Genomic DNA, 25,193 nt, shown 5'->3' on the forward strand with positions numbered 1-25,193 from the left:
GACGATACAATAATGGAACTGCATAAAACTAAAGAGCAGCACATTTATTATTATTTTAATGCTGCTAAAGAAAAGTGCTTTATGTACCGTTATCGCTATACGGATGAAATAACGGGCAAGCAAAAAGAAAAGAAAAAAATTGGCTTTAAAACAGAAAAAGCAGCACTGAAAGCCCTTTTAGAATTAAAGGCTACAATGCTGCGTGGTGAAACAAAACTTATTGAAAATGATAACTTAACTATATCACAATGGCTAGATACTTGGTACGAAACAAATGCTCATAAATGGAAAGCAACTACACGGAAACAACGGGAAATGGCTATTCGATTAAATATGAAGCCATTACTAGGTCATTATAAGCTCCAAAAGCTAGATCGGTTAACTTATCAGAAAGTATATATTCGAGAATTAGAAAAAACATACAAGTCGAGCACAGTAAAATTACTTCATAACTTATTTAAAATAGCGATTAATGCAGCAGTTGAAGAAGAGATTTTACAACGGAATCGTTTTACGAAAGTATCTTTCACAACGAATGAAGAGCATGAGGTTGAAGAAATTGAAAACTACCTTACGCCTGCCGAGCTTAAGCTTATGCTTGAAACTGCGAAACAGACCGAGCACATCACGAATTATAGCTTCCTTCTTACAATTGCTTATACAGGTATGCGTAGAGGAGAGGCTTGTGGACTCCAATGGAAAAACATTGACTTCAAAAATAATACGATTACTGTTGAGCGAACTCGTGACAATAAGGGAGCAAGACCACCAAAGACTAAAAACAGTTACCGCACTATTTTAGTTGACGAGCTTGTTATGGCTCAACTAAAAAAATATCAAACATGGTGTAAACAGATCATGCTCGCTTTTGGTATACGTTATTCTGAAAATTCTTTCGTGTTTATTTCTTACCAAACTGCGGAGCCGATTACTGACAGTGGTTTGCTATACATGCTACGACGTGTACTTGAAGCAGCAGGGCTAGTTAATATTGTTGAAGAGAACGGCAAGGAAAAAGTTATTCCGAAATGTACGCTCCACGGTTTACGTCACACACACGCTACTATCCTTTTAAATAATGGTCAAAATGTTAAGGTTATTGCCGAGCGATTGGGTAACACGCCTGCTATGATTTATGAAATTTATGGTCATGTTTTAAAGGAATTAGAGCAGGAATCAGTAGCGGTATTTAGTAACAGTTTAGATGCCAATAGGGCAACTTCTAGGGCATAAAGCTATAAGGGCACTACTCAAACACTTGATACAACTACATTTCAAAGGCTTGTAGAGTACTACTCTCGTTAATTTTTTTGGTCTGTTAATCAACGATTTTATAAAACCTCGAAACAAGGAAAACCCTTTAGTTTCGGGGTTTTTTCATGTTTTAAGTAAATCTCTAGCTATAACAATTAATGATTATTTCTAATTTAAATTGGGGGCTTGGTGGGGGCACTTAAAATGATATAATTTATTTCGGGCAGATGTATGTCCCTTTTACAATACAACTAAAAGGCCACTCATTGTCGATATGATGAGTGACCTTTATACTTAACCCTCTACTAAGGATACATTCAAAATATCAAGGAAATGTATCTTGTGAACATTCATAAATTTATCTTTAATATGAATCAATTTAGTGTTCGCATCCATTTTTATAACCATACCGCTCAATGGTTCATCATGTTTATAAACGGAAAAGGTTTTATATACTTCCTCCTCCATTGCTTCTGTTAATGTGGCGGCAAGTTCTTCTAGCTCAAACTCATCACGAGATGGATGTTTAGGTTCCTTTTTCTTTGATGCAATTTCTTTTTTAGCCATCTTGATCTTCCTTTCTTTAAAAAGAACGTTTGTTTGTATATATTATAGAACTAACGTTCTCTATCTTTCAAGATATTATTTATTCTCCTTTTTACCTTTTTCGATAATTTTTACTAAACTGAACAATTTATTATCATACTATTTGTATAGTTTTTGGGATATAATTTCATAGAAACTAAATATTACCGGAGGTTTACTATGAATACTTTGAAGTCATTAATTTTTCCTCAAGACCTGAATAGATTAAGTAAAAGTATTTTAAAGGACATATGTAATGATCTGACGTTAGAATCAACAGGAAATGTCAATGAATTAACAAATAGAGTATGGTCATCATTTGGACAAATCGAAGGAAGTACACTTGAAAAAATTTACAAAAATATCTTTGCAGGGGCAATTTCTTTAGCATGGTATCGTACTACAAACGAGGAGGGTTTAGTTGGGCTTAAACAAAATATTATCCAAAACATGCCGTTTAATCCATTTGAAGAGGTAATTACTCCAAACAGTACAGAAATTCCTAATGAACCATCTATAATTGCTGCTACCGAAATTGATGGACCTTCTAAATATCTTCTTCGATTCATTCATAGAACAGGTGTAAGCGTTGACTATTATTTAGCTGACAGAAGAGAATACATTAAACACGAAATTACTACAGTTTATATTGATGAAGTTAAGGGAATAATCGAAGTAAGAGCAAGTTCTACATCAGCAAAAAAAGTTATTTCTGGATTAGCTGCAATTTTGAACGAAACATATGACTTTAAACAGTTTGATTTTTTAGAAAGCTACAATGGTGACTTAGAATTATTAGCTGACGCATTACAAGGCCAATTAATTGATGCTATAGGGAGACCAGAAGGTTTGGTAGAAAGTTTTGAAGAAACTCAAGGCCAATCAATTGTGAGCATACTATCTGCCATTGACGAATATTATAATAATGGCGAATTAACCCTACTAGAAGAAAATTTAAATAGTGAAGATATTACCGGTATTTAAACTACTCCATTCACTTTACTACTTTTAAGTGGTCTTGAAACGATAGGTTTAGGAAGTATTCGAGAACTTAGAGGACTACCTTTATACGATTATTTAGAGCCTTATCTTGCAAAGCAAAAAGGTTCTATATTGTTTGAGCATGCTGAAAGTGGCGTTGTGCAAGTTTATTCGATTCGAATTGGTGTAAAATCAAAAACATTTAAATTCAACGTATTTGCGTCTGAACACGTATTAGATTATATTAGAGAAAAAATCTTTTAATTAACTAACTGAGAGGGTGAAATTTATGCGTGATATTAAACCATGGGAAGTAAATAAAATTTTTAATGAAGCACTTGAAACAATTGCGGTTAGTCAAGTGAAGAAATTTTACCCAAGTTATATTGCGAAAATGACTGAATTACCTCTCGGTGTAGTTATAAATAAACTGGAAGAATTAGAAGAACAAGAAGCCCTAAAAATTAAACATGAATTTCTTTGTGAAGAATGTTGTAGAAGCATTTTAACAGTTAATAAGAATGATTTTTTCGATCCTGAAGTTACTTGTTTGTATTGCGGTACTGAAAATAACTTTGATCCTTTGGATGCAATACCAATAATTGAATTAGATGACGGTTATAGAGAGAGCTTTTCAAAAAAAAAGCCTTTAAAAAGAGAACTAATGTTAGTTTAGAAGCTTATAATAAACCTTTAAGTTTAAAAGAAATAATACCTATATTAAAGAGAGAAGGTTTATTAGAAGAAGTATCGAAGGTTGGGAATGTAAACATTATAATAAATACAGGAGATGCTTATATGAACGAATCTAGTAAATACAGCGGTTTTACTTTTGGAAATAACAATGGTAACTTTAACCTTGAGAATAATGGTACTTTAAACCAAGGGGTTGCTAAAACTGATGAGGATATAGCAACTGCACTGAAGCAAATCAATGAAGAAATTAAAAAACTTTCGGAAGATAAAAGAGAAATAGCTGAACCACATTTTGACCTTCTTCAAACTCATTTAAAAAGTGGAGATAAAGAGAAAGCTAAGAAACCACTAGAAAAATTAAACACTTTATTAGGTTCTGTGGGTTCTATTCTGACTATTGCTTCATTTTTAGGATTTGGACTCCCTTTAAAATAGAATTCTTTATTATCTAAAAAAGCCCAGGCTCATAATTAATTGAGTACCTGGGCTTTGTTGTGTCATTTTACTGTATACAATTTTGTGGTTTTGCTCTCGTTGTTATATACAATCTTTAACCCTAAAAGGTCAGCTAACTCACGGACTTGTACATATGTTCTACCATCTTTAATAATAGCAGGAACTGATTTACTATCATTGAGCATAACTTTCGCTTCTGTAGTTGATGCCACTTTTACTTCCTCCTTTGATTTCATAGTTTCCTCTATGCGCTTCAAGAAGCTTTCCCAACGCCCTTCACTCAAAATACGATGTGGACAGTATTTGCCGTTCCAATCTTGGTGTTTTCTAATTCTTTCAATCCCCCAACCAAATTGCTTTAATAGTTTAGCAATGTATTGTACAGCATTCGCCTCTGCTGCTAGGTATCGTGACCCACCACTTTTACTGTAGCAAATCTCTACTCCGATAGAAATGCGATTACCTTTCTTTAGTGCATTCGGATCACTACTACCTCCGCCATCTCCACAATGCCAAGCATTGCGTGTGAATGGGATGGCTTGGATAACCTCTTTATCGTCTACAGCAACATGATACGATACCTGGTTGTTATTACTGAGCATATACTTAATCTCGTTTACTGCCGGAGCATCGTTAGCCGTATTGTGTACTGTGATATATTGTGGTGTCATTGCGTACGGTGCTTTAATTGAATATTTGCTTGAAGGCAACAAATTTTGTTTGAATGTGTAAACCATTACTCATCATCCTTTGGTTTGTCATATTTTAATGCCTGAGAGCTATCATTAGTACCATTGGTTGTAGGGTCAACCACTACCCCAATGAGCACTAAAAAAGCGAGCACAGTGTTAAATAACTCTGTTACTCGCTTGTTATAAATTGTTGTGTCATATCCAAATAGTGCTGATACTTGTTGTACTAATAATAGTAGTAATGCAAAGGTAGCCACTAAAAATGGCTTATGTTTCAAACGTACTTTCCAATTAATCTTCATCTGTATTTTCCTCCTATTGATTAATAAAGATCAAGCTTAATACAGCCGTGACAATTGCTAGAATAAGCGTACTGCCAATTGCATACATCCACTTATCAATTTTGTCGATACGCTTGTGAGCACTACTTGCCATGTCACGTGCTTTAACTGCTGTATCTTTGACAGCATCGATTTTTTCGGTAGTTTGTGTAATCGTGTCAACCTTAGTTTCTACCCGTACTACACGCTCTCTAATTTCTGCTAAGATTTCATTTTGATTTTCCATGCGACACATCCTTTTCCCAATTCCCAAGCGCTTGGGATTATAAAAAGCACCCTCAACTGAGAGTGCTATAGTGTATCTAAACTTTTTATAACTTTAAGTAGTATATCTTCATTTTTTTCAAAAAATGATTTTGATACTTCTGCATTTATATTATAAATAACATCATTGTCGATAAAGACTAATTCATAATGTACCTTTTCATCTAAATTTCCTAGTATAAGATCTGCACTCTTACCATTATCCAAAGTTATTCTTTGAATATCGAATCCATAATTTTTAGCACTTTCATAAGGGTCAGATATCTCCTCCATATAGTGTGCTGCGTAGGTGAGAATACGTACATCTGGATTTCCAACATACAAATTAATACCATCTTCATTATCTGACTCTTCTCCAATATGCCAGTCAGGCGGATAGTTCACTGAAAAACCATATTTTGAATTAAGGTATGTTTCCCACTCAGCACTTTTAATTTTGATTTCATCGTCGTTACATGCAACAAGAAAGGTAATGATAAAAATAAAAGACAAAAATTTCTTAAGCATTTTTACTCTCCATTTTTTATTGTTTTCATTTATTTATTCTACAGAAAACAGCGTAAACCTTCTAAATATGACAATAAAAATAACGCTAAGCTTCTGCTTGCGTTTTAAAGTAGATGCTTAATAGTAAGCCGTTAAAAACTCCAATGAAAAACCTATTTTCCACCTTCCCCACTCCTTACTTACAGGATTGGTAGAAAGATTATTTATTATACACCTTCAGTAGCTGTTAAGATGTAATCCTCGACTGCTTGACGATAAACTTCATTTGTGATGTCGTCTAAGACATATGTTTGTCCAGTTTTGGGATTAAGCCCACCTGCTAAAATACGCTCCGCTGCAATACGTACTACTACTTGATTGACCATTATAAAATCCCTCCATTTAGTTTATCCACTACTAACAACAATGCATTTTCTAATTCCTCTACTCGCTTTTCTAACGGTAGTTTCAATGCAGATTCACTCTCATTCCGAAAAGCAAATTGTACATTTTTGTTGATTGGATTTACTTGATAGTACACACAGTTAGTAAATTCTTCATGATACTGACCATATTCGAGGTCAATGAAATCAATATCATTTTTGCTGTGTTCATTTAATACAAAAATATTTTCATAGTCTGAATCAAAGGACTGTTCAATTTCAACAGTTCCTTCCCCTTCGCCAGAATCGTAAATAACTTGACCGTTTTGCTTCAAGAAATATATACGTCTGCCATTTTTATACCAATTGATAACTTCCACTTACATCACCCCCCATGCTTGTACCAAAATGCTTAGTGTTTGTGCTGATATATCAGTGTTACTATAAAAAGTTAATCTTATACGAAGATAATTGCCATCAATAACTGTGCCAAAATTCGGGTTGCTATGAAAATAGGGACTTACATCACACAAAACAAAACCATTACTGGTCGACCCACCTGCTCTGGTGTAACTTGATGAATTTGGCATAAACCCCAAAGTTACACCAGAGTTTGCTGTACTATTATTAAAAAAAATAATTGGACAAAAAATAACAGCATTCTTTATCGGGAACCCAGCATCGAATAAAAATTCTACTTCGTGACGAAGAGCTGAGCCAACGCTACGTGTAAAATTTTGTTCACGGTATTTGAATGTTTGGATGGCGCTAATATTTGCCGCCATCGTCGCAAACTCTGCATTGGTGGCTGTTGGCACACCTTTACCAGTAATGGCGTTTGCGACTTGGGCTTTACCATTACTTACAGATGTAAAAAGCAGATCATATACTTCATCGGCTCTTGATTTTTGGATTGGTATATTTGCAATTATTTGTCCAGTTTTTTGAAGTACCACATTATTGACAATATTGTATGCACCTCCTTGCGTCGAATTAATTTTTAGACGTACGTTAAGAGGGTTTTTCCCAGTTGCTCGCTTTGTTATAGGGATATAAAACCTATTTGGTGATGTTTCCCTTACCGCATCCCCGACGTGGAATTGATAAGCAAAAGCACTAGATATACTAACGATTGTTTTTTCATTTACATACTGTGTGCCATCAGCCGCTCCTAAATGGTAAATTACATGTGCTCCTCCACCAGCATTACTTTGAGAATAAACCGATGTTAAAACTAACTCAATTGACCCCCAAAAATGTTCAGTAGGTATTTGTATCACCAATGTCTCTACACTCGCAACATCTTGCCATTCGTACCAAAAAGGCCACACTTTTTCTACTGTTGTTGATGATAAATTTGTAATATCCGCATCATTATAAACACCTTTTTGCCACGCACCATCAATCTTAGCAACATCCCCAGCACGCATATGCTTACTGGCGTCGTTGATATGCGTTATTACACTCTGCCGTACCTCATTGATAGCAGCCACTAAATTAGTTTTTTGTGTGGTTTCGAGATTATTCAAGTTGCCGACTTTTGTTTCGAGATTATTCAAACGTACGAGAATGTTATCTCCTGCTTCGCCACTGCCAATCGCATCACTGATGCGCTTTAGTTCAGCGTCGATAATATCCACGTTACTATTAAAATCTTCTACATTATAAAAATCTGTTTGATCAGGTTTAATCATATTGTAATTTGGTGTTCTTGTTACCAATTACATCACCCCGTTTCTTATTTCATCATGTGTGAATGGTCGTAAATCTATATGTCGATAATCATGTAATACACTGTGTTGGATATAACGTAGCCTCACGGTCAGTTCCATATTTTGCGGCACAATACGCTCGAGTAAATCCCTGGCTGCATTGAATTGATTTCGTACAGTTAATTCTAATTTTATATCTAATGTTTTATCGGCTTTATTAATCGTCAGCTCGTAGGAATCATCACCTAGCAGACTGTTTAACAAACGAATTAAAACCTCTTCTGTGAAAGGCGGTTGCTCCTGGTAACGCGTTAAGATCCGGAAGCGGCGTGTTTCAATTGTGTCGTTATCGGCAGGATGTAGATGTAACATTTGTTCATATCTAGTGGCTCCATCCTTTGATGTTGTGATAACAAATTGATCATCCAGCGTCCTTTCAATTAAATCCCACAAAGCTGATAGTACAGGATTTTCGGCTTTTGCTATGGCAAGCATTTCTTTAATGTCATACAATACTGGTGGCCAATATTGAACAATATCTACCTCTTTAGCCACTCATATCACCTAATTTCGGGATATTTTCTCTTGCTACTATCAAATTGGATTGTGCGCCATTTAACCGAGTATCTTTAATATCAAGCACACCTGCCACGCCTAGCAGCCTTGTCTCAATTTGTGAGATACGTACAACCAGCCCCGCATTATCATCATCACTATGTGCCCATTCTGCTGCCAATTCGCGAAAATAATCTGTTACAACTGTTCGAGCTGTATTCTCAATAGCAGCCCAATCCCAACCCGTTTGATAAGTGATGTCCGTAGCTACATGGACCACTGACTCATTTACACCAAAAACGGTAACTTCATGGTCAATGGGGGCTGTACCAATTCCCTCACCTGTCTGATCTAACGGGTCTACCGCTTCTTGCACATCATCTACTAACGTTTGGGTAGGTTTCTCATACAAAGAATTGATAATGACAAGTTTTACTGTACCACCACCATTCCATGCCCTGTATACTCGGACACCACCGACACCAGGCAGAGAACCAACCTTTTCCTTATAGTCAGCACGGTTTCCTCCAAATGCCTGCGAATCAAATGAATCAAAGTAGCGCTTACGAAAAGCTTCTGTACTTTCTTCATCATCCCCTGGAATTAAAACATCTGTTAAAAAAGCCGTTTGCAAGCCATTGATATAATCAATCGGTATCAACTGGCCAGAAAATAAATTGCCAACATTACCTGCCGTTTCACATTGCAATATAAATTGACCAAACGAAATACGTTCAATGACTTCATAATTTAACTCATCTAAACTGAAGCGGCTGCCGATTGGTATATCCATATTAAATAACCCTTTACGTTTTGCAAAAGTTGCTGGCCGTGGCTTTAATCCTCGTTCTGCAGCACGGCGAATTAGGTATTCTCTTGGAGCTGTATCCGCGAACACAAGATCTATAAAATGCTTCAAAGTCATGAGCATCTGTACAGTTTCTACACTATTGGCAGCCGTCGCATTAAAAATCATGGAAGTCCCCTCGCGTTTATCTAAAGAATTATCCACGCCAGCAAGCTTTTGAGCCATTAAATCTTCATAGGTTGTATCTAAATTAAGCATCAGTAGTCCACCTCCTTCGATGCTGTAATATCACCGTATATCGTGTGCGCTGTGTACTCAACATGTACTTTACTTTTGCGTGTAGTGACCACAAATGAATCCACTTCATTGATGCGATCATCTTGTAACAAGGCATCCCGTATGCGCCGCTTCACCTCGCTTGCTACATACGAAACAGGCTTGCCGAACAAGTCCTTAAACTCAGCGCCAAAATTCCATGAATAAATAATATGGTCATACCGCTCAACGGAAAGCATTAAAAAAATCGCTTGTTTCATGGCTTCTAGTTCGTCAATATAGCCAACACAGCGATCTTTTGCATAGATTAATTTGTAATTCTTCGTTGGCTCAATAACTTCCTCAAAATCCAGCATCAGCTCATCGTTTTCGATTTGCGGAATCATTCAACCACCTCTTTGTCGATAATAATATACTGTTGCCCTCCATGTGTGCGAATCATTGTAACCTTATCCCCAACAATTAGAGCGTTATGGATTAGAAATTTCTTTCTCCCTTTGTAATCATGATTATGGGAAGCAAAAGCATCGTCCCCAGATCCGCCAGCACGATTTTCTGTTACATGCTCGACTGTCATTTCCACTTCATAATCCATCACAGCACGGGTTAACTTCAATTGTTCCTCCTTTAAAGTCAACTTTTGGTCAAGTTGAATCTCTAATGGGCTAATGCTTATGACAGTGCCATAGACGACTGTAGAAAGCTTTTGAGCATTAATGACCCCTAACACTATTCGCTGGAACTCTGTTAATATATCCTCCATGCTACGCAATGAAATCACCACCAATTAGCTTCAAATCCATCCTGTGATCGCTCTCTTTAAAAATGTGTTTTACCGTTTCCACCATCATGAAATTTGCTACAGAAAGATCACCAACATACAATTGTACGGCCACTTGGCTCCCACCACGGACAATGGGATTACCAAAAACATTTTTAATATGAAGTTTTCTGGATTTACGGTTATAAAGCTTTAACATACCGTCCGCTTTAGCTTTACCATTGTCTTTTTCACCTAATTTTTCAGTAAGCTGCAAGACACCCCACTCATTGATTTTGCTACCATCTTGAGCAATATAAATTTCACGTTTACCTTTCTTTTTATCTTCACGTATCAGTTTAATTTTGTTATACGTATTTTCATCAATGGACGTTGTGTATTCAAAGGATTCACCTGACTCCGCATCAATTAACAAATCTGTTTTAAGCGTTCTGGCTTCTCGCAAATTTAAAGCGCCAAAGTCATCATAGAGCACAAATAAACTCTTCGTATGCAAAGTCGTTTCTGCCAAAGCATTGTCCATAATCGTGAACAGTTCTTGATCATCCTCCACCCTTGATGGCATGACATGTTTTGTATTATCTACGGTCCCTGTCTTTAACCTGAAATCTTTTGCGATCATTTGAAGCACCTGAGTAGCCGTTTTATTGGCATAAACATAGGTGTCTTTATTTTTAAAGTAGCGGAGCTGGTCATAACAAGTAACTGTAATGATGCGGTTATTTGTACGCTTCTTGGTAAAGACAAACCCATAAAAAATCTTATGACCATCATATTCAAAACGAACTGCAGCACCTTCGTGGAAGTTCAACACTTCGTCTTTTATCACACTAAATGTTAGCTTACCTGGTGTGCCTTTACGGTGAACTTCCCACTCTATACCTTCCTCCACTGCACATTCATACATTTGTCCACGGCTCATAATATATAGCTTTGATTTAACCAAGTTTAATCACCTGCCCCGCTTTTATGATATTGGGATTGCTAATGTTATTAAGCTTGGCAAGCTCTGTATATTTAGAGCCATCACCTAAATACTTTTTAGCAATTGCCCAGAGTGTTTCGCCTGATTGCACTGTATGCGTTTTAGGCGTTTCTTTCCCTGTTGTTGGTCGCTTCTGTTCTACCACTGCTTTAGATGCAGTCTTTGTTGCATTGGCTGCACTAGTTGTAGATGCTTTTAAATTAATTTTTTTATTACCATACGGCCGATATTGTTTCAATGTAATTCGTACATTAACGTCAAAACCATTGTCTGCAGACTCCAAAATTTCATAATCTTCTATCGTCACCGTCATATTGGTGTCAAAAAGAAGATTTCCGTTCGGCATCATACGATTCACAATGAATTGAAATGGCTTGTCATCAATCTTTAACTTCTCTAGTTTTTCAAGATAATAAGTAGCTGGCTGAAATCCATTCGGGTAAACAGAAAACGGATAGTTGACGTTTGGGAGCAATACCTCAAACTCAATATCCGTTAGTCCTGGTTTCTTAATAATGTTGACTTCGCCTTCGTTCATCAAAACGATGGTGTCATTTCTTCCATTGATGCGTGTACTTAACTCAGCAGGCGCAACAGGAAGCTGTACACCATCGACAAAAAAGTTATACATGTTCTGTTGGCCCCCCTTCTGCTAACATTTCGGCTGCTGCTTCCGCTTTTTCAGCAAAGCGATCGATAATGCCATCAATGTCCATTTCATTATTGATATGGTTTTCACTACGAGCATCGATGTTAATTTCAGCCGTTGTATAACGATTAATAGCTTCTCGCTCTGCGATGTCGCGTAGGTATTTTAAATCCTCATTCAGCATCTTGATTCCGTCTGCTGCCTTTTTGGTGTTTCCAGCAGTTTTCTTGCCATCATCATTGCCCGTGTCAAGCTTGTCACTAATACCATCACCCATTGCGAGTGCGTCGTTAATGGATTTCATTAGGGCGTCTGTGTTACCTGTATTTGCTTTTGGCACCGAAAAATCAGTTACTCTTTCTCCCCAATCGTATCCTTTGCCGTATGCCTCCACAATATCAAACGTTTTAAGTTGCCAATCTTCTGCTACCATTCGTTCAACTTTATGCTTATTTATCCCTAACTTTTCATCTGTCCATGCTTGTAAGTTTTCACGCCATTGCCCCCACGAATCTGCCATGTTAGTACCTAATACAAAATCCATAGCTTTAGCGATGCTTTGTAAAATACTTAAAGCGTTATCACCTAGTTGCGCAAACATACGACCAATAGCGCTTAAATCACCGCTAAATATATTAATCAAACCTTCTGCTACCGTTGCGGATACGTTATAAATATTCGTAAATACTTCGACTGCTATATTCCAGATATAAATAAACGCATTAGCTACGGTAGCACCTAAAGCTAAAAACACACCCGCGACTACACCTGTTGCACTAATGGATTTGTTGGCAAAAAGGTTAATTGCTCCAACCGCTACATACAGTATCGTTATCAATGCCACAATCCCCATTACAACTAAAAAAACGGGATTGGCAGCTAATGCTGCATTTAGTCCCCATGCGGCGGCAACCATTGACCAAGTTGTACCTGTACCTAAACCCGTCACCATAGCGTACCCCCACAAAGCCGTTGTAGTAATTGCAGCCCATGCCGATACCGCCATTTTAGCAACCACAACAGCTCCTAGAGCACCAACATATCCCATTACAGCAGTAGTTGCTGCTCCAACAATCGGCGCTATGGCTGACCAATTATCGTAAATTAGCGAACCTAAATTAATTATCATTACTAGAGTTTGTTCTACTGCACCTGCTACTACATAAAGCGCTTGCGTTGCACTCGTTGCAAACTGTTTAAATCGGTCACTGTTAGCAATATCATTGATTTTTTGTAGTACAGGTCCAAATGCATGTAATGCTTCATTTTGGAAAACAATCCACATCTGCCCCCATGTTACAGGCATGCTGTCAAATTTAGCATTAATTTCATCTGTTGCCGCAAACATTGCATTTTTAACTATTTCTGCGGTAATTGCTCCATCTGAAGCCAACTCGCGAATTGCGCCAATCGGCTCCCCCATATAATCTGCGATTGTCGCAATTAAATTTGGCGCTTGCTCAAAAATCGAATTAAGCTCATCACCGCGCAAAACCCCACTTGCCAATGCTTGTGACAATTGGAGAGTTGCATTACTAGCCTCAGTCGCATTTGCTCCTGCAATGCCGAACTGCTTTTGTACGAGTTCCGTAAATGCTACTACCTCCCCCATACTCCCAAATGCATCACGTGCATTTGTACCAATACGGGCTACCATATTTGCGGTATCCTTATACGATGAAAAAGACCGTTGAGCAGCATCATGAATCATCTGTTGAGCAAGGTCTATTTCACTCATGTCCCCTAGCCCAAAATCCACTTCAGAGACTTGGTCTGGCAGAACTGGCATATCATCTACCAGCAATTGCACACGTGCTTTCAAATCGGTCATTTCATCTGACAACTGTATAACCTTGCCTAAACCTTGCAACGACAGATATGCACCAATTAAAGTCATTACTTTGCCAATTAATCCATCCATAGCACTTGTACCATCACGTATCCTATTATTAAATCGTTCTTGCTCATTTTCAGCATCCCTAATTTCGCTTTCGATTCGATTAAACATTTCGTCGACTCTAGCCAACTCTCGTTGCGCTTGTTGCAACCTGGAAATATCCACGACTTCACCACTTGCGTTTTGAAGATTTTCAAATCCACTAATTGTTAATTGCAATGCGCTGTTAATCGAGCGGAAAATAGGGCTTAAATTGTCTGTCATATTAATAGCTGTACGTATTGTTGCCATTTCTTCACCTCTTTTTTCCCTAATAAAAAGCACCCAAATATGGATGCTTAATATAATGAATATTTATCTAATTATTTGTTCATACATTTTCCCTTTTACAGTAATTATAGCTTTCAATGGTTTACCATCTTGCTCGACTTGTTCTGGTACAGAAGCTAAAAAATGTAGTGTGCCAATTTTCAGAGGCTCGATTGATGTGATATTTGTATAAGTAAAATCTGCTCCACCCTGATCTTCTATTGTGGAGAAAGTTTGATATTCGTATTTTTCATCATAGATAATTTTTACATCTACAAATTCATCAGATGATTGGCCCGATGTTAGTAAACTTTTGATGGCGATAATGGTATCTAAGTAAACTTCCCCCGCCTCTTCATTTTTGTAATATGTATACATAGAACTCGGATTTGGTGGTGTAATTTGTTTACCGAAAACATTGTTGTTAATTGTGATTTCTGCGTAATCATCAATTACTAATGCCTCGCCTTTAACAATTGTCAGAACCTCCTTTACCTCAGGCTCAGTTTCTTTTTCAGTTGACTTAACTTCTTCTTCTGCACCTTCTCCAACAGATTCTTTTGGAGAGCTATTTGAATTGTTGCTCTTATCACTTTGACCACAAGCAACCAAAAAAATAGACACCAATAATAATAATCCTAGCTTTTTCATGGAAATCCTCCTTTTAATTGCCTTCATTTAGATCATCTGGATAAACAACTGTATCTATTACTTCTCCATTTGTTTCATCTTTAAAAAATACTGTAATTTTAAGTTGTTCAGAGTCTACTCCATTAAACATTTGATAATACATACCTACAATTGCAATTCCCATAGATGCCATAGTATCAAAACTATTTTCGAACTTTTCCTTATCTACAGCTAGTGTGAACTCCGTAAAAGATTTATTGTAAGTTACATCTTTTATAGAAGCAAAATCTTCACTCTTTTTAATATTTTCTACCGCTTCTAAAATACCATTTTCCATTTCTTTCAGCATTTCTTTATGAACAGATTTAGGCATTTTATATGTTATAGATCCATCATCATTCTTGATGGCTTCCTTGATTCCTTCTTTTTTCGCTTCAGTAATCACTGTATCAATGTCCTGACCTTCAAAAAACGAAGCAGGTAGTGTAACTTCTACATTTAAAAGTCCTTTATCAACTTTTACATCTGGAGATGATTCCTCTGTCGTGTCTTTAGTATTATCTGTTTCCTTGCCACCATCATTTTCTTGATTACATGCTATTAAGAAAATGCTTAGTAGCAATATTGATGGTATAAAAAATATTTTCTTCATTATTGAATCTCCTCCTCTCCTTAAATATACATGGATAATAGAGGAAATTCTATTATTATTTTCACATTTCTACATTTTTCTCACCCCTTTCAATGAAAAAACACCCTCCTAAGAGAGTGTTTCCTCAATTTACATTCCACATAGTTAATTGAAAACTGATCATCCACTAGGGCGCGCTGATCGCTCTCCTCATTTACATTCCACATAGTTAATTGAAAACAGAAGGAAAAGTTTACGACATAAATTGTGCTCGCGAATTTACATTCCACATAGTTAATTGAAAACGACCAATTATCATAAATAAATGCTCCCACTATCATAAATTTACATTCCACATAGTTAATAGAAAACCTCTTGCAAACTAAAATGCTCCTCGTAATATACTTTATTTACATTCCACATAGTTAATAGAAAACTGTGTGCCAAATGTATAGAGGACACCATAATCGCCTGTATTTACATTCTACATAGTTAATAGAAAACACAGGCTATGATTGGGGTAATAACTTATTTAATCCAGAATTTACATTCCACATAGTTAATAGAAAACCGGAGTCGTTTTTCATTAAAATTTTTAAATTTATTATTTACATTCCACATAGTTAATAGAAAACCCACCTCCATCATAACTAAAAAAGTCTGTTCTCTCAAGGTTTGACGGAGGGGTATGATTCTATTATTTCGTGATTTTGCAGTCAACCTTCTATATAAAAAAATAGAGTTGTACTAAAAAGTAGGCTTATCCCTTATGGCACAAGTCTTTAGCACATTTGCTCCATAAAATGATCCACTGCATCTTTATGTTCGCTGGTGGTTCGCACTTATTAATTACAAGTGACTGTATCTAATTCCAATTTGCGTTTTTCTAACTCGTAAAACATTATAGAGACCAATGTACTGTTACCCAAATTATTAACTAGCGCTCCTTTCAAAGCTAAATAAAAGAAATGTATATCTTTTTCTTTCATCTCACCAACAGCATTTTGCCACCAAGTTGCAATATCGTTAGACACAGGAGAGCTTATATTGCAAGATTTCGAAAATGTAATCATTGCTTGCATACGTCGTGCATCAGCTACTAACATGGTTAATCCCCCTATTGGGAGTAACATCCACTTCAAATTGTAACAAATTTATGCTATAATACATTTTGATAATTGACTTGAGTGGATGTCACTCAAATTTGTATCACGATCTAAGTTGGCGCTTAGATTGTGATTTTTTTATTTACTCGAAACATTTATGACACCCTCATTTAACAAGTTTTAATTGTGCCTGGCGATTATACTGCTCTATTTCTAACTGCATTGATGTCGATGGTTGCCACATAGAGATAAATTTCAGAGCTTCCTCGTAATTAATTTTCGGTAACTCGCTATAACGTGGAATGCAAAAATATCTTTTAAACTCGCTCCATAGAGCACTAAACACTTTGCGACTAATTTTTTCATAAGCAGGTGATTCTTTTCCGCCTAAAGCTTGTATTACTCTATAAGTACCCTGTTGCTGAATATTTTGCTGCTCTACCCCATCAATTCGCATTTGACTAACCACTTTATCTAACTTACTTTCAATCTTATCAACACGTTCACTAGTTTCGATTGATAATTTCAAATGTTCACGTCTTTGCTGTTCAACAGTTAAGATTGGTTGTGGCTCAATAATCTTGTAATACTCGTCCACTAGCATTTCGTAAGCATCCCAAGCTTTGTCTGTATTAAGTGATTTAGCGTGTAACCATGCCCCTTTTTCAGTCCAAAGATAGAGAGCGCTGATGTTTGATGGCAATTCGTAAATTTTACGAAACGTTCTAAGTTCTTCACCTTTCAAACAAAAATAATGCTTTTCTGCTACATAGCGCTCTTTATTATTAGTAAAATTTTTTGAAATAGATTTTGAATCTGTTCCATAACTTTCAGCAATTTGTGCCGTTCTTAATACTCGGTTATTTCTATACGTAATTACTTGTAATTGATTCATTTACACTACCTCCTTAATATTAGAAAATTTCTTCAACTATTGTTCCGTAATAACTAGCGATTCTCTTGGCTAACTTTAAAGATGGCGTTCTATCCCCTCTTTCAATTGCTCCTAGCATTTGAGGTGTAATATTTAAGTCAGTAGCTACTTCTGATCTCGCTTTATCACCTCTGAGATTTATCAAAACCTTCCTTTCCTTCAAAACTACATTCAAGTTACTACCTCCCTTCAAGAAACATTAAGTTTCTATAAATTAATATTAATAGAAACATTATGTTTCTGTCAATGGTTTTGGAAACTTTTTGTTTCCATCTGGGTTTTTAATAGAAACAATAGGTTGCAACTTATATAATTATTTGTAAGAGGTGAAACCAAATGTTTGCACAAAATTTAGCTAAACTACGAAAAGAAAGAAATCTTAGTCAGTATACACTGGCTGAATTAATGAATTTATCACGGGGTCAAATAGCCAATTATGAGCAGGGATCACGCGAACCCGACTTCGATACATTAGAAAAATTTGCTGATTTCTTTGGAGTCAGTACCGATTACCTGCTTGGCCGTACAGAAAAACAAAATCTTACAATCGAAGAACAAGATGAAGCAGCTTTTCAAGCATTTGCAAACAATCCTACCTTGCAAAAATGGTACAAAGAATTGCCTGAATCGAAAGAAGAAGATTTAGAGAAACTGCGGAAGATGTGGGAAATTTTAAAGAATACTGGTGAACTATGATACCTGCCCTCGTTCAATAATTTCTAATATTATTAAGATTAGCACCATAGGATTGATTTTATATAGGATATTTTTATAATAAACAGTTGTGGGAAATTTATCAAGTTTTTCCACCGCTCTTTATAGCTATATTTAGACCCAATTTTATTTCCAATGCAAAAACACTCTCACTTTTGTTATGAGAGTGTTTTTGCATTTACATATTCCACTTAGTTAATAGAAAGAAAAACATATTTATTAAGATTTGAACCATATTTACATTCCACTTTGTTTATAGAAAACAGGAAACTTAAAACCTTGTTTTACGGGTTCAATATTACTGATATTATACATGAGCAATTCCCCTAACCGCAATCTAACTGTCCTAAATTCTTCGAAATCATTCCTACTATTTTTACTACTAATTGTTCTCTATCCCACACTACTATGCAAAATTTACATTCCACGTAGTTAATAGAAAACGCGTCTTTTATAAAAAGTTACCGACATACAATCCACAATTTACATTCCACATAGTTAATAGAAAACCCTCCTTAATCAGGATTTCAATCCACACACCCTATAAAGGAGGTGACGTAACTTTTACTAGGTTTAGTTTATCAATTAGATATTTCAATCCACACCTCCAATGAAGGAGGTGACTGACAGGTCATATGGCAGATCGTTTCGATGTTGGATTTCAATCCACACCTCCAATGAAGGAGGTGACGTAATATTTCCCCTGACTCCTTTGCTCCGGACGATTTCAATCCACACACCCATACAGGGTGTGACCTGTTGCTCCTTCACGATCTGCTGCAACTCTTCTCATTTCAATCCACACACCCATACAGGGTGTGACGATTAAAAGGCGTAGGCGTGGATTTAGAGGTATATATTTCAATCCACACACCCATACAGGGTGTGACGATTAAAAGGCGTAGGCGTGGATTTAGAGGTATATATTTCAATCCACACACCCCAAAAGGGGTGTGACTACGAAAAATCAACAATTTTAGTTACAAATAATTGATCTTTACTATTTAAAAAAAGTAGTTACTACCTTTATATCATAACTTCTCACAAATACATATATTTAGTGCCTAAAAAACACCACAAAACCCCGATCACTCGGTAATCTTGTGGTGCTTCCGCATTTAAGAAGTAATGTAATTACCTCTAAGAATACACCATCAAGTAGATTGACGCAATTGTTTATTAGAATATTTTTTGAAAATTCAATTTTCTATTTCATATCCCCATCCCTCACCGCTTCCTGCCCTTCTTAGCTTCTCACCAAGCCTCATACACCCTCAAAACATTACTAAAGGCATTCCCCTTTTTCTGTCGAATATTGACAGTAGAAAGGAGGTGATACATATGGCTTGGAATGTAGAAATCAAATTAAGAGAATCTCGTGATGTTTTAATACAAGATTTAAAAAGCATAAATACTCAAAGTAGTTCTGATAGTTCAATTACTTCACTTACCGATTTCGAAAAATTTCACCTAATTCAAAATCAACGACTATCTTTCTTGAGTGAAAATCAAATTTTTTCAATTGACTCATCTGATATTCTCTCTGTTTTATTTCGTAAAGTTTAATTTAGGGTAATATCTACCTCAAACACTCGGTCACTTCCGCATGTCGGAATTAGTGTCTTGTGAATATTACTGATTTTTTCAAGTACACTTTCTAATTCATTTAAATTTGAAAGATTGAGTGATAATTTGATTTTCATTAGATTACCCTGAGAACGCTCTGCCAACAGGTGAACTTGTTGGTGGAGTTCTTCATTCGTTTGTTTTTTAGTCTCCATCTAGTTCTTCCCTCCCTATCGCCTTTTACCTTTCTTACCAGCCCGCTTCGCCTCACGCTCTTGCTTCTTATCTGCTTCAATTTTGATCTGCACGGCTGCGATGATACAGGCTTTATCGGCGTCAGATAATGCTATATATTCTGACGGCAAGCGACGCATTTGGTGTACCCACCAGTACATAATGTTTGCGTCACCATCACCGTCCTCGATTAGTTTTTTACTTCTTCTACGAGGTCATCTAATTCTAAATCGTAGCCATTTACTTCCTGTGCCGCTTTAGCAGCTTCTGTAATTTCACCGATCGTTAACATCTTACCAAGTAACTCAGTAGCACCGTATACGCCATAAGAATCTTGCAAGTCCTTATCATTTAAATTTGGAAACACAATTGATTCTACTGCTAACAAGCGTTGATATTTAAAGTGGTCGAAATCAGTGTTGTACTGCCCTTTGCGCTTACCTTGTGTGATTAAAGAACGCTTGGTTGACTCAGTCTTTAACTCTGCATCACGCTCTGGACTGATTGGCGCAAACTCCCATTCTATTGCATTTCCGTTTTCGTCAATGAAGCTTTTTGAAATAGGCTTTTTAATGTTGTCCTGTTGCTTTTTGTTATGTGAGAAAAACGCTTGTAAGTTATTCATGTGTGATTTCCTCCGTAATTTCAGTTAATTTTTCAGCTATTTTTTCGATTGTTTGCTCTGCGTTAAAGCGGTTTAGCGTGAGGTTCTTTAATTCAGGTGTTACTTGCAATTTCCCTAAAGTCGCATTAGCTGTCAAACCTTGTTTTTTCAAAATCTCTTTCTGGGAAATATCAATCGTTATCACATTGTTAGGATCCATACTGATAAAAATATCCACACCACTCGTTCCCTCAAATACGCTATTCCCTAATCGCTCTGCATTATTGATAAAATGTATCCCAATTTGTCTATATATCTCTGCAAAATGTCGCTGTATAGACTCCCCGTTACTAGGGATTGTTCCCATTACATCTTCAACCTTTGGCATATTCATCATATCCTTTCTAATATTTAAGTATAAAAAAGAGCCTGCAGCAACAAGCCCCTTATTGCATTTCTGGTAACATAGAGAACTCTTCAACTAAATCCCAATCCTCAAACGTAAAGTCAAAATCATCTTCCAGATATTCTGCATCAGCGTCCAGTGACGCTACTAGTCCACCGTCTATGTTGCAGTCTTTCAAAATAGTTGTTTGACGACCCGTACTTTTTGCAGAACTATCTTCATTCGTAACCTGAATATCAAAATAGACATCTTCGCCCGTATCTTTATAACGTTTTAGTAATCTACGGAATATCGATGTATTATAGTGGAATGTGGCGGAGCCTGTTCCTTCCCAACCAGTTGCTTTATTTCCTTTACCTGTTTTACCCATAATCGGTACTTGTGTTTTAGTTTTCTCCATACGAGCTTCTAAATTTATAAGTTGCGCAAACTTATAACGATTTCCTTCAATTGTTACCCATGCTACACCCTGTGCACCATGCACAGCATCACGTGCATGCATTGTTGTTTCTGGCATATAAATCCTCCTTTTTTTAATAAGTTATTATTCAATTCAACACATTTTCACAACTCCACGTCTGTTAAACTATGGTTATAGATTGGAGGTGATACATATGCGTAAAATGGAGAGAGCTATTTTAAAAAATGCTTTCGAAACCTACCGCGAAAGAAATACGTTAACTAGCTACTTTGTTTTTCCTACGAGAATGGAGACTGAAGTAAGAGCCGCTTTAGACAACCTTTACGAAGATGGCTATATTGAATTACCTCGCCCGGCTTTGAGTGCTAGTTATGTGACACTGACTGACGAAGGTTTCGAGTTGGCATCTAGTATTTAAAATGTCGCCCTAACATACTGATGAACGTTTTTATTTTTGTCGGAATGTTAGGGCTTCTCCTTGTTAATTCCGCTTTTAATGGCCAGCCACCTTGACTCCCCTTTCCTGTACCAAAAGCAACAATTTTTATGTCACCTAAGATACTCTCTTTAATCCACAACACGTAATGCTTGCCCTCTTCATCTTTCCAATAGATTTCTTTCAAGCGATAATCAATACCATTCGTAAAGAAACGAGCAATTTTTTTGAACACTCTTTTTCCCTCCCCTTACGCTACCGTTGTTGTGATATAAAGTTGTGACATCGCTACAGTAGGATTCACAACCTCATTGACAACAACGGACTTTTTAGAATTTCCTTGTTCTACGGTTAGCTCGTCTTTATTGTAATTTTGAATAGCACGAATACGTTGTAGTTCCATACGATGTGAGCCTAGATCATTCCACAGTGAAATACGTCCATCCTGATCATTTGGTACTTTCCCTAAATAACGATTATTAAAGATTTGTGCCGTATCAATTGCGATTTGGTCCAGTACACGAATCACTTGGTTCATACTAAAATCTTCATTTTTATCAACTGTAAATGAAGTAAAAGTATTTATATCTTCAAGCACTCTTACCTCGTCACCCACACGATGGAATACATATTTGCCAGCTTTTAATAGTACCGTAAGCTGTGATTGTGTCTTAGTTTCAGCCATATCTAGCGTGTATTCACCATCGTAGCGTTTATTCGTATTTGAACGATTAACTGCCACACCAGCTTGTGCACCTACAGCCCAATAGACCGCTCCAAACACTTCCTCGTCAGTACCGACAGCATTGTTCAACACATCAATAATACCTTCATGTTCTGTAGTGCCAAGCTTATGCCCTACAAGTTGGAATTTGCCGCCCACTTGGTCACGAATGCGTTTTGTATATTCAACATACAGTGATTTAATTGTGCTGTCAGATGATAAACAACCCAATGTGTTAAAGCCATATGCCTCTAAAGCATCTAGTGCCTCCTGATGTGCGCCACCAGTAATAACAGAGCCATTCGAGCCGCCTGCAAGCGGTGTGCCTGCTGTAGCAGCAAGTGTAGCGTTAGTTTTAAACGTCACATAATCATTTGCTACTAAATCAGCAGCACTTGCTATAGCAATTTGCTCATCAACTGTTACGCCAGCTAACAAAGTTTTAACATCAAATGTTGTAGGCTCATCTACATTGGCTTGGATAACGATTGTAATACCGTTACCACGCACGCCTTTGTATTTGGCTGTAGCGAAATCATTTGAAGCGGCTACAGCATCAACAGCAAGCTTGTAAAAATAAACGGTAATTGCATTTTTGAATACATCACGAATACCCTTTAACTTTTCATGCGTGTAGTCATAGCCAAATATTTTACGTGAATTTTTTTGTAAATCCTCTTGTGTTACAGCGAATACGTCACCGTCTACGCCCCAATCAAGCGCAATTGGTAAGCCAACATAGCCACGGTCAGATAAATTTACGAAAGCACGCGCTGCACTAATGAAATTATGATAAGTACCTGGTAATACTTTATTTTGTGTTAAAAATGTTCCTCCACCTAACGCCACGTTATTTACCCCCTTTATCAAATTTATTAAGAATTTCATCTACTTGCTCATAAGAATACGCCTTGCCATCTTGTAGCAAAGCGTTCAGTGCATCTTGTCGATGTTCATATTTTTTACTTTTTACGAGTTGTTCTTTTGTAAATGTCGGTATGGTGGATGCAATAACCTCTCCAACCATTTCACCTGTCACATTTACTTTCTCTTTAATTGCTTCATTCTTCACCAACTACCATCCACTCCTTACCATTTTCGTAGTGTTTAAGCGATTCCATAAATACTTTTTGCTCCACTTCTTGTAAGAAGAAATCAAAGCGCATGAAATTATGTCCGATACCATCAACAACCTCGCTGTTAACTCCTCTAGCAAGCATAATAGAGCCGTTTAATAGCTCAATAGTTTTTAATGCTTGTTGTATCTTCAGGCTCATATTTGCGCTCTCTGATGCCCCCGCTTGCGGAAAATACTGCACGTTAAATAGCGGTGTTACCTTCCAACGTTTACCGATTTGCTGTATGTGTTCCAAATTCAAAAACTGAATAAAAAATGAAGGTGTTTCAAAGTTCTGCGGCACTTGGTCAATGTACTTTTTATAGTCAGCGCCAAATGCTGCTTCTAATTTACGTGAAATAGCAATAATAATATCTTGTATTTCCACTATCTAAACACCTCCATTAATTTGGCCTTTAACTTACGCTCGATAATTGCTGGTGCTTGTTGTTCTAATTCATCGGCACTAATTGTCATCATGAAGCGGCCGTTTACCCAGCCTTGGTGATTTGAAGTACGATGGCCATACTCCAAGTAAGGTGCATATTCTACCGAATTTATAACTTCAATCTTGTATTCATCACCAATTTTACTTATTTGTCCAATTGTCCAACCTCTACGTAAAACACCAGTATCAACAGGAGTACGTTTGATTACTTTCGCTAACATACGAGCTGCCAACTCTTTCGCCATCGCCTCACAAAAGGCTTCCATATCCACTTGTGCAAATTTATTAATACGCCTTTGCAATCGCTCCAGTTGCCTATAGTTGACTCTTACTCGTCCTGCCATCATGTATACCCCTGAAAAGCTTCTAACAGGATGTGTTGATGGTCCATATGCACATCTGGCAAGCCGCTTCGGGTAAATTCATTCGTTACGCCATCTTGAGTAACAATAATTTTGCTTCCTGGTGGAACATCTAATTCGGGTGCCAATGACAACTTTATAGTTTGTGAGATGGTTGCAGGCCCGCCCGTGTTTGAAGCGGTGGTTTGCTTTTCATAAGACAGTTTACAAGGCTCATTTTCAAACTTTGTTGTTTCTTTTTGAGTAGTAATTTTCGTAACGGGATCTGTTACACTTCCCCATGTTTTAACGGTGCAAATGCCACGGTACAAGCTTTGTATGGCTTTTCTACGTGCGCTTACCATACAAGCACCCTATACTTAGACCAATTGAGATCACCATGCTTTAAGTATGCAAGAAAGGCATTAAATTGACCTTCAGGCGTACTTTTTTCACTGACTGCAAACTCCACGTTGGTATCGCCATCCTGCACCTTTTTGGCAACCATAGTAAAATCGATTGTTTCAATATCCAACAGGCCCATTGCTTTTTTAGTCGCAAGGAGCTCACCTACCACCATATCCACAGCTTGGTTATATGCCTCCTGTGGGATGCTTGAAAGGTTGGTTTGATTGTTGATATAGTTTGTTACCTTGTCGATTGCAAAGCCAATTAGATACGTATCAGAGCTGTTAGGGACACTTGATACAGTACCCCCTAGTCCTTCGATTCGCTGTTTTACATCCTCAAACTTTATTTTGACTGACATGG

The 25,193-nt window shown here is 36.9% G+C and carries 39 protein-coding genes and 1 CRISPR repeat array; of the genes, 7 read left to right on the forward strand and 32 right to left on the reverse strand.

Annotation, left to right across the window (positions count from 1 at the left end; translation table 11 throughout):
* Positions 1-12: 12 nt before the first annotated feature.
* Entirely contained in the window at positions 13-1,233 is a 1,221-nt protein-coding gene (locus ADM90_RS19140) for a site-specific integrase (RefSeq protein WP_053996502.1), read from the forward strand.
* 315 nt (positions 1,234-1,548) lie between these two features.
* Here the strand turns inward: ADM90_RS19140 and ADM90_RS19145 are convergent, their stop codons facing one another.
* Positions 1,549-1,821: a YolD-like family protein gene (locus tag ADM90_RS19145; protein ID WP_053996503.1), complete on the reverse strand. Its 273-nt coding sequence runs from the start codon at positions 1,819-1,821 to the stop codon at positions 1,549-1,551.
* 198 nt (positions 1,822-2,019) lie between these two features.
* Here ADM90_RS19145 and ADM90_RS19150 point away from each other — a divergent pair, with 198 nt between their 5' ends.
* From ADM90_RS19150 to ADM90_RS19160, 3 genes are all read left to right on the forward strand, one after another.
* Entirely contained in the window at positions 2,020-2,823 is an 804-nt protein-coding gene (locus ADM90_RS19150) for a hypothetical protein (RefSeq protein ID WP_053996504.1), read from the forward strand.
* A gap of 286 nt (positions 2,824-3,109) precedes the next feature.
* Complete coding sequence (locus ADM90_RS19155; protein WP_053996505.1) at positions 3,110-3,496, forward strand: hypothetical protein; 387 nt, start codon at positions 3,110-3,112, stop codon at positions 3,494-3,496.
* 122 nt (positions 3,497-3,618) lie between these two features.
* Positions 3,619-3,951, forward strand: a complete 333-nt coding sequence (locus ADM90_RS19160) for a hypothetical protein (RefSeq protein ID WP_053996506.1) — start codon at positions 3,619-3,621, stop codon at positions 3,949-3,951.
* A 62-nt stretch (positions 3,952-4,013) separates the two neighbouring features.
* On the opposite strand, the gene ADM90_RS19165 is transcribed toward ADM90_RS19160, so the two are convergent.
* From ADM90_RS19165 to ADM90_RS19250, 19 genes are all read right to left on the reverse strand, one after another.
* Positions 4,014-4,709, reverse strand: coding sequence for a peptidoglycan recognition protein family protein (locus ADM90_RS19165; protein WP_053996507.1), 696 nt, complete (start codon positions 4,707-4,709; stop codon positions 4,014-4,016).
* Positions 4,709-4,966 (reverse strand): phage holin, encoded by a 258-nt coding sequence (locus tag ADM90_RS19170; protein WP_053996508.1) that lies wholly within the window; start codon positions 4,964-4,966, stop codon positions 4,709-4,711. The genes ADM90_RS19165 and ADM90_RS19170 overlap by 1 nt, the downstream gene beginning before the upstream one ends.
* 13 nt (positions 4,967-4,979) lie before the next feature.
* Positions 4,980-5,231: a hemolysin XhlA family protein gene (locus ADM90_RS19175; RefSeq protein WP_053996509.1), complete on the reverse strand. Its 252-nt coding sequence runs from the start codon at positions 5,229-5,231 to the stop codon at positions 4,980-4,982.
* A 65-nt stretch (positions 5,232-5,296) separates the two neighbouring features.
* Entirely contained in the window at positions 5,297-5,776 is a 480-nt protein-coding gene (locus ADM90_RS19180) for a PsbP-related protein (protein WP_053996510.1), read from the reverse strand.
* Positions 5,777-5,982: 206 nt separating this feature from the next.
* Positions 5,983-6,141 carry a hypothetical protein gene (locus ADM90_RS24745; protein WP_162838612.1) on the reverse strand — a complete coding sequence of 53 codons (159 nt, stop codon included), beginning with the start codon at positions 6,139-6,141 and terminating at the stop codon, positions 5,983-5,985.
* Positions 6,141-6,518 (reverse strand): hypothetical protein, encoded by a 378-nt coding sequence (locus ADM90_RS19185; RefSeq protein ID WP_053996511.1) that lies wholly within the window; start codon positions 6,516-6,518, stop codon positions 6,141-6,143. The genes ADM90_RS24745 and ADM90_RS19185 overlap by 1 nt, the downstream gene beginning before the upstream one ends.
* The gene (locus ADM90_RS19190) at positions 6,519-7,859 is read right to left on the reverse strand and encodes a hypothetical protein (RefSeq protein ID WP_053996512.1); all 1,341 of its coding nucleotides are present in this window, start codon (positions 7,857-7,859) and stop codon (positions 6,519-6,521) included.
* Positions 7,860-8,405 carry a putative phage tail protein gene (locus ADM90_RS19195; RefSeq protein WP_053996513.1) on the reverse strand — a complete coding sequence of 182 codons (546 nt, stop codon included), beginning with the start codon at positions 8,403-8,405 and terminating at the stop codon, positions 7,860-7,862.
* Positions 8,398-9,471 carry a baseplate J/gp47 family protein gene (locus ADM90_RS19200; protein ID WP_053996514.1) on the reverse strand — a complete coding sequence of 358 codons (1,074 nt, stop codon included), beginning with the start codon at positions 9,469-9,471 and terminating at the stop codon, positions 8,398-8,400. Before ADM90_RS19200 ends, ADM90_RS19195 begins: the two co-directional genes overlap by 8 nt.
* The gene (locus tag ADM90_RS19205; RefSeq protein ID WP_053996515.1) at positions 9,471-9,875 is read right to left on the reverse strand and encodes a DUF2634 domain-containing protein; all 405 of its coding nucleotides are present in this window, start codon (positions 9,873-9,875) and stop codon (positions 9,471-9,473) included. The genes ADM90_RS19200 and ADM90_RS19205 overlap by 1 nt, the downstream gene beginning before the upstream one ends.
* Positions 9,872-10,252: a DUF2577 domain-containing protein gene (locus tag ADM90_RS19210; protein WP_053996732.1), complete on the reverse strand. Its 381-nt coding sequence runs from the start codon at positions 10,250-10,252 to the stop codon at positions 9,872-9,874. Before ADM90_RS19210 ends, ADM90_RS19205 begins: the two co-directional genes overlap by 4 nt.
* Before the next feature lies 1 nt (position 10,253).
* Complete coding sequence (locus ADM90_RS19215; RefSeq protein WP_235473686.1) at positions 10,254-11,216, reverse strand: XkdQ/YqbQ family protein; 963 nt, start codon at positions 11,214-11,216, stop codon at positions 10,254-10,256.
* A complete protein-coding gene (locus ADM90_RS19220; protein WP_053996516.1) occupies positions 11,209-11,886 on the reverse strand; it encodes a LysM peptidoglycan-binding domain-containing protein in 678 nt (225 codons plus the stop codon). Before ADM90_RS19220 ends, ADM90_RS19215 begins: the two co-directional genes overlap by 8 nt.
* Positions 11,879-14,092 (reverse strand): tape measure protein, encoded by a 2,214-nt coding sequence (locus tag ADM90_RS19225; protein WP_053996517.1) that lies wholly within the window; start codon positions 14,090-14,092, stop codon positions 11,879-11,881. The genes ADM90_RS19220 and ADM90_RS19225 overlap by 8 nt, the downstream gene beginning before the upstream one ends.
* Before the next feature lie 63 nt (positions 14,093-14,155).
* The gene (locus ADM90_RS19230; RefSeq protein ID WP_053996518.1) at positions 14,156-14,761 is read right to left on the reverse strand and encodes a hypothetical protein; all 606 of its coding nucleotides are present in this window, start codon (positions 14,759-14,761) and stop codon (positions 14,156-14,158) included.
* A 13-nt stretch (positions 14,762-14,774) separates the two neighbouring features.
* Positions 14,775-15,392 (reverse strand): hypothetical protein, encoded by a 618-nt coding sequence (locus ADM90_RS19235; protein WP_053996519.1) that lies wholly within the window; start codon positions 15,390-15,392, stop codon positions 14,775-14,777.
* Positions 15,393-15,519: 127 nt separating this feature from the next.
* Positions 15,520-16,006: a CRISPR direct-repeat array (repeat unit 29 nt; unit sequence ATTTACATTCCACATAGTTAATTGAAAAC).
* A gap of 210 nt (positions 16,007-16,216) precedes the next feature.
* Positions 16,217-16,477 (reverse strand): hypothetical protein, encoded by a 261-nt coding sequence (locus ADM90_RS19240; RefSeq protein WP_053996520.1) that lies wholly within the window; start codon positions 16,475-16,477, stop codon positions 16,217-16,219.
* A 166-nt stretch (positions 16,478-16,643) separates the two neighbouring features.
* Complete coding sequence (locus ADM90_RS19245) at positions 16,644-17,372, reverse strand: ORF6C domain-containing protein (RefSeq protein WP_053996521.1); 729 nt, start codon at positions 17,370-17,372, stop codon at positions 16,644-16,646.
* A 19-nt stretch (positions 17,373-17,391) separates the two neighbouring features.
* On the reverse strand, positions 17,392-17,586 hold the full coding sequence (locus ADM90_RS19250) for a helix-turn-helix transcriptional regulator (RefSeq protein WP_235473688.1): 195 nt from the start codon (positions 17,584-17,586) through the stop codon (positions 17,392-17,394).
* Between the two features lie 161 nt (positions 17,587-17,747).
* Here ADM90_RS19250 and ADM90_RS19255 point away from each other — a divergent pair, with 161 nt between their 5' ends.
* Positions 17,748-18,107: a helix-turn-helix domain-containing protein gene (locus ADM90_RS19255; RefSeq protein WP_053996522.1), complete on the forward strand. Its 360-nt coding sequence runs from the start codon at positions 17,748-17,750 to the stop codon at positions 18,105-18,107.
* A gap of 1,359 nt (positions 18,108-19,466) precedes the next feature.
* Entirely contained in the window at positions 19,467-19,691 is a 225-nt protein-coding gene (locus ADM90_RS19260) for a hypothetical protein (protein WP_053996523.1), read from the forward strand.
* Here ADM90_RS19260 and ADM90_RS19265 read toward each other — a convergent pair.
* Genes ADM90_RS19265 through ADM90_RS19280 form a run of 5 tightly spaced genes read right to left on the reverse strand, consistent with a single transcriptional unit; the run spans position 19,688 to position 21,452 of the window.
* Positions 19,688-19,906, reverse strand: coding sequence for a hypothetical protein (locus ADM90_RS19265; protein WP_053996524.1), 219 nt, complete (start codon positions 19,904-19,906; stop codon positions 19,688-19,690). The genes ADM90_RS19260 and ADM90_RS19265 overlap by 4 nt on opposite strands.
* Positions 19,907-19,921: 15 nt before the next feature.
* Complete coding sequence (locus ADM90_RS24595) at positions 19,922-20,065, reverse strand: hypothetical protein (RefSeq protein WP_161804094.1); 144 nt, start codon at positions 20,063-20,065, stop codon at positions 19,922-19,924.
* Between the two features lie 50 nt (positions 20,066-20,115).
* Positions 20,116-20,550, reverse strand: coding sequence for a phage tail assembly chaperone (locus ADM90_RS19270; protein WP_053996525.1), 435 nt, complete (start codon positions 20,548-20,550; stop codon positions 20,116-20,118).
* The gene (locus tag ADM90_RS19275; RefSeq protein WP_152928049.1) at positions 20,543-20,917 is read right to left on the reverse strand and encodes a hypothetical protein; all 375 of its coding nucleotides are present in this window, start codon (positions 20,915-20,917) and stop codon (positions 20,543-20,545) included. Before ADM90_RS19275 ends, ADM90_RS19270 begins: the two co-directional genes overlap by 8 nt.
* 58 nt (positions 20,918-20,975) lie before the next feature.
* Entirely contained in the window at positions 20,976-21,452 is a 477-nt protein-coding gene (locus ADM90_RS19280; protein WP_053996527.1) for a phage tail tube protein, read from the reverse strand.
* A 97-nt stretch (positions 21,453-21,549) separates the two neighbouring features.
* Between ADM90_RS19280 and ADM90_RS19285 the strand changes: the two genes are divergently transcribed.
* Positions 21,550-21,774, forward strand: a complete 225-nt coding sequence (locus ADM90_RS19285) for a hypothetical protein (protein WP_053996528.1) — start codon at positions 21,550-21,552, stop codon at positions 21,772-21,774.
* On the opposite strand, the gene ADM90_RS19290 is transcribed toward ADM90_RS19285, so the two are convergent.
* From ADM90_RS19290 to ADM90_RS19320, 7 genes are read right to left on the reverse strand one after another with little or no spacing between them, the layout of a single operon-like run.
* Complete coding sequence (locus tag ADM90_RS19290; protein ID WP_053996529.1) at positions 21,764-22,027, reverse strand: hypothetical protein; 264 nt, start codon at positions 22,025-22,027, stop codon at positions 21,764-21,766. The genes ADM90_RS19285 and ADM90_RS19290 overlap by 11 nt on opposite strands.
* 15 nt (positions 22,028-22,042) lie before the next feature.
* A complete protein-coding gene (locus ADM90_RS19295; RefSeq protein ID WP_053996530.1) occupies positions 22,043-23,365 on the reverse strand; it encodes a phage tail sheath family protein in 1,323 nt (440 codons plus the stop codon).
* Position 23,366: 1 nt separating this feature from the next.
* Complete coding sequence (locus ADM90_RS24635; protein WP_235473728.1) at positions 23,367-23,588, reverse strand: Josephin domain-containing protein; 222 nt, start codon at positions 23,586-23,588, stop codon at positions 23,367-23,369.
* On the reverse strand, positions 23,578-24,021 hold the full coding sequence (locus ADM90_RS19305; protein WP_053996532.1) for a phage tail terminator family protein: 444 nt from the start codon (positions 24,019-24,021) through the stop codon (positions 23,578-23,580). Before ADM90_RS19305 ends, ADM90_RS24635 begins: the two co-directional genes overlap by 11 nt.
* Positions 24,021-24,425, reverse strand: a complete 405-nt coding sequence (locus ADM90_RS19310) for an HK97 gp10 family phage protein (protein ID WP_053996533.1) — start codon at positions 24,423-24,425, stop codon at positions 24,021-24,023. The genes ADM90_RS19305 and ADM90_RS19310 overlap by 1 nt, the downstream gene beginning before the upstream one ends.
* Positions 24,425-24,787, reverse strand: a complete 363-nt coding sequence (locus ADM90_RS19315) for a hypothetical protein (protein WP_053996534.1) — start codon at positions 24,785-24,787, stop codon at positions 24,425-24,427. Before ADM90_RS19315 ends, ADM90_RS19310 begins: the two co-directional genes overlap by 1 nt.
* Positions 24,781-25,191, reverse strand: coding sequence for a hypothetical protein (locus ADM90_RS19320; protein WP_053996535.1), 411 nt, complete (start codon positions 25,189-25,191; stop codon positions 24,781-24,783). Before ADM90_RS19320 ends, ADM90_RS19315 begins: the two co-directional genes overlap by 7 nt.
* Between the last annotated feature and the right edge of the window lie 2 nt (positions 25,192-25,193).

Source organism: Lysinibacillus macroides (genome assembly GCF_001281525.1).
GTDB lineage: Bacteria > Bacillota > Bacilli > Bacillales_A > Planococcaceae > Lysinibacillus > Lysinibacillus macroides.

Coding starts and splice junctions, on each gene's coding strand:
- ADM90_RS19145 (WP_053996503.1), bottom strand. CDS start 1,821: ATGGCTAAAAAAGAAATTGCATCAAAGAAAAAGGAACCTAAACATCCA.
- ADM90_RS19315 (WP_053996534.1), bottom strand. CDS start 24,787: ATGGTAAGCGCACGTAGAAAAGCCATACAAAGCTTGTACCGTGGCATT.
- ADM90_RS19270 (WP_053996525.1), bottom strand. CDS start 20,550: ATGAATAACTTACAAGCGTTTTTCTCACATAACAAAAAGCAACAGGAC.
- ADM90_RS19230 (WP_053996518.1), bottom strand. CDS start 14,761: ATGAAAAAGCTAGGATTATTATTATTGGTGTCTATTTTTTTGGTTGCT.
- ADM90_RS19285 (WP_053996528.1), top strand. CDS start 21,550: ATGCGTAAAATGGAGAGAGCTATTTTAAAAAATGCTTTCGAAACCTAC.
- ADM90_RS19260 (WP_053996523.1), top strand. CDS start 19,467: ATGGCTTGGAATGTAGAAATCAAATTAAGAGAATCTCGTGATGTTTTA.
- ADM90_RS19310 (WP_053996533.1), bottom strand. CDS start 24,425: ATGGCAGGACGAGTAAGAGTCAACTATAGGCAACTGGAGCGATTGCAA.
- ADM90_RS19165 (WP_053996507.1), bottom strand. CDS start 4,709: ATGGTTTACACATTCAAACAAAATTTGTTGCCTTCAAGCAAATATTCA.
- ADM90_RS19255 (WP_053996522.1), top strand. CDS start 17,748: ATGTTTGCACAAAATTTAGCTAAACTACGAAAAGAAAGAAATCTTAGT.
- ADM90_RS19210 (WP_053996732.1), bottom strand. CDS start 10,252: ATGGAGGATATATTAACAGAGTTCCAGCGAATAGTGTTAGGGGTCATT.
- ADM90_RS19265 (WP_053996524.1), bottom strand. CDS start 19,906: ATGGAGACTAAAAAACAAACGAATGAAGAACTCCACCAACAAGTTCAC.
- ADM90_RS19245 (WP_053996521.1), bottom strand. CDS start 17,372: ATGAATCAATTACAAGTAATTACGTATAGAAATAACCGAGTATTAAGA.
- ADM90_RS24595 (WP_161804094.1), bottom strand. CDS start 20,065: ATGCGTCGCTTGCCGTCAGAATATATAGCATTATCTGACGCCGATAAA.
- ADM90_RS19225 (WP_053996517.1), bottom strand. CDS start 14,092: ATGGCAACAATACGTACAGCTATTAATATGACAGACAATTTAAGCCCT.
- ADM90_RS19280 (WP_053996527.1), bottom strand. CDS start 21,452: ATGCCAGAAACAACAATGCATGCACGTGATGCTGTGCATGGTGCACAG.
- ADM90_RS24745 (WP_162838612.1), bottom strand. CDS start 6,141: ATGGTCAATCAAGTAGTAGTACGTATTGCAGCGGAGCGTATTTTAGCA.
- ADM90_RS19170 (WP_053996508.1), bottom strand. CDS start 4,966: ATGAAGATTAATTGGAAAGTACGTTTGAAACATAAGCCATTTTTAGTG.
- ADM90_RS19180 (WP_053996510.1), bottom strand. CDS start 5,776: ATGCTTAAGAAATTTTTGTCTTTTATTTTTATCATTACCTTTCTTGTT.
- ADM90_RS19200 (WP_053996514.1), bottom strand. CDS start 9,471: ATGCTTAATTTAGATACAACCTATGAAGATTTAATGGCTCAAAAGCTT.
- ADM90_RS19160 (WP_053996506.1), top strand. CDS start 3,619: ATGAACGAATCTAGTAAATACAGCGGTTTTACTTTTGGAAATAACAAT.
- ADM90_RS19320 (WP_053996535.1), bottom strand. CDS start 25,191: ATGTCAGTCAAAATAAAGTTTGAGGATGTAAAACAGCGAATCGAAGGA.
- ADM90_RS19235 (WP_053996519.1), bottom strand. CDS start 15,392: ATGAAGAAAATATTTTTTATACCATCAATATTGCTACTAAGCATTTTC.
- ADM90_RS19140 (WP_053996502.1), top strand. CDS start 13: ATGGAACTGCATAAAACTAAAGAGCAGCACATTTATTATTATTTTAAT.
- ADM90_RS19150 (WP_053996504.1), top strand. CDS start 2,020: ATGAATACTTTGAAGTCATTAATTTTTCCTCAAGACCTGAATAGATTA.
- ADM90_RS19275 (WP_152928049.1), bottom strand. CDS start 20,917: ATGCCAAAGGTTGAAGATGTAATGGGAACAATCCCTAGTAACGGGGAG.
- ADM90_RS19240 (WP_053996520.1), bottom strand. CDS start 16,477: ATGTTAGTAGCTGATGCACGACGTATGCAAGCAATGATTACATTTTCG.
- ADM90_RS19155 (WP_053996505.1), top strand. CDS start 3,110: ATGCGTGATATTAAACCATGGGAAGTAAATAAAATTTTTAATGAAGCA.
- ADM90_RS19220 (WP_053996516.1), bottom strand. CDS start 11,886: ATGTATAACTTTTTTGTCGATGGTGTACAGCTTCCTGTTGCGCCTGCT.
- ADM90_RS19205 (WP_053996515.1), bottom strand. CDS start 9,875: ATGATTCCGCAAATCGAAAACGATGAGCTGATGCTGGATTTTGAGGAA.
- ADM90_RS19175 (WP_053996509.1), bottom strand. CDS start 5,231: ATGGAAAATCAAAATGAAATCTTAGCAGAAATTAGAGAGCGTGTAGTA.